Raw genomic sequence first — 1,539 nt, 5'->3', positions numbered from 1 at the left:
CCCAACCACTCCTCCGACCGCCACACGTGGTTCCAGGCGGCCCTGGCCGCCGGCCCGGGCTCCCCGGAGCGCGAGCGCTACATCTTCCGCGACGGGAAGGGAGAGCACGGCGAGCTGCCGCCGAACAATTGGACCGCCATCTTCGGTGGCAGCGCATGGCAGCGCATCACCGAGCCCGACGGCACGCCGGGCCAGTGGTACTTCCACCTCTTCGCCCCCGAGCAGCCCGACTTCAACTGGAAGAACCCGGAGGTCCATGCCGACTTCGAGACCACCTTGCGTTTCTGGTCGGATCGCGGGGTCGACGGCTTCCGCATCGACGTGGCCCACGGCCTGACCAAGAACCTGGACCCGGCCTTCGACCACCTCAAGTCCGTGCTGTCCGGGCAGGATCTCTTCGAGGACGGCCAGCACCCGATCTGGGACCGCGACGAGGTCCATGACATCTACGCCGAATGGCGCAAGATCTTCAACGAGTACACGCCTCCGCGCATCGCCGTGGCCGAGGCCTGGGTGGAGCCGCATCGCCGCGCACGCTATGCCAGCAGCGAGGGGTTGGGGCAGTCCTTCAACTTCGATCTGCTCCAGGCCGATTTCCGGGCCGCTGACTTCCGCAAGATCATCGGCGACAACCTGGCCTTCGCCGCGGACTCGGGCGCCTCGACCACGTGGGTCTTCTCCAACCACGATGTGGTACGCCACGCAACCCGCTACGGCCTGCAGCGCACCGGCGCCCAGGACGAGGCCCAGATCATGAACGTGGGTGGCAAGCAGTGGCTGCTCGACGGCGGACGCCAAGACGAGGTGGACACCGAGCTCGGCCTGCGCCGCGCCAAGGCGGCGACCCAGCTCATGCTTGCCCTGCCCGGCTCGGCCTACCTCTACCAAGGCGAGGAATTGGGCTTGCAGGAGGTTGGCGAGGAGATCGCCGACGAACACCGCCAGGATCCGGCCTTCTTCCGCAACAAGGGCGTGGAGATCGGGCGCGACGGATGCCGCGTCCCGCTGCCCTGGAAAAGCCAGGGAAGCTCCTACGGGTTCGGCGCCGGCGGCTCCCACCTGCCGCAGCCGCAGTGGTTCTCCCGCTACGCGGTCGACGCCCAGGAGCAGGATCCGGCCTCCACCCTGTCCTTCTACCGGCGCGCCATTCCCCTGCGCCATGAACTGCAGTCGGCGGAGGAACTCGCCTGGGAGGCCAGCCCCAACGAGCATGTGCTGCATTTCAGCCGCCCCGGCGGCTGGCACAGCATCACCAACTTCGGCACCACGCCCGTTGCGCTGCCCGAGGGCGAGCTGCTGCTCGCCAGCGCCCCGCTGGAAGACGGACTGCTGCCTGCCAACGCCACCGCCTGGCTGCGCGCGTGAGCCGCCATCGACCAACCCAGTCCAAGGAGGACACCACCGTGCCAACCGCACTGCAGACAGCCACCGCCCTCGACGCTGACTGGTGGCGGCAGGCAGCCGTCTACCAGATCTACCCGCGCTCCTTCGCCGACGCCAACGGAGACGGCATCGGGGATCTGAAGGGCGTGACCTCCC

General features: G+C 68.4%; 2 protein-coding genes. Both read left to right on the top strand.

The genetic code is table 11. The features are described 5' to 3' along the window. A partial coding sequence (locus ANI01nite_RS16595; RefSeq protein ID WP_141359363.1) for an alpha-amylase family glycosyl hydrolase occupies nt 1–1,365 on the top strand: 1,365 nt, incomplete at its 5' end. Nucleotides 1,366–1,403: 38 nt separating this feature from the next. Continuing rightward, the coding region (locus ANI01nite_RS17255) for an alpha-amylase family glycosyl hydrolase (protein WP_443093369.1) at nt 1,404–1,539 on the top strand (136 nt) is incomplete at its 3' end.

This window comes from Glutamicibacter nicotianae (assembly GCF_006539525.1).
Taxonomy (GTDB): domain Bacteria; phylum Actinomycetota; class Actinomycetes; order Actinomycetales; family Micrococcaceae; genus Glutamicibacter; species Glutamicibacter nicotianae.
The sequence above is the reverse complement of the archived record's forward strand: the minus strand, read 5'-3'. Positions and strand labels throughout refer to the sequence as shown.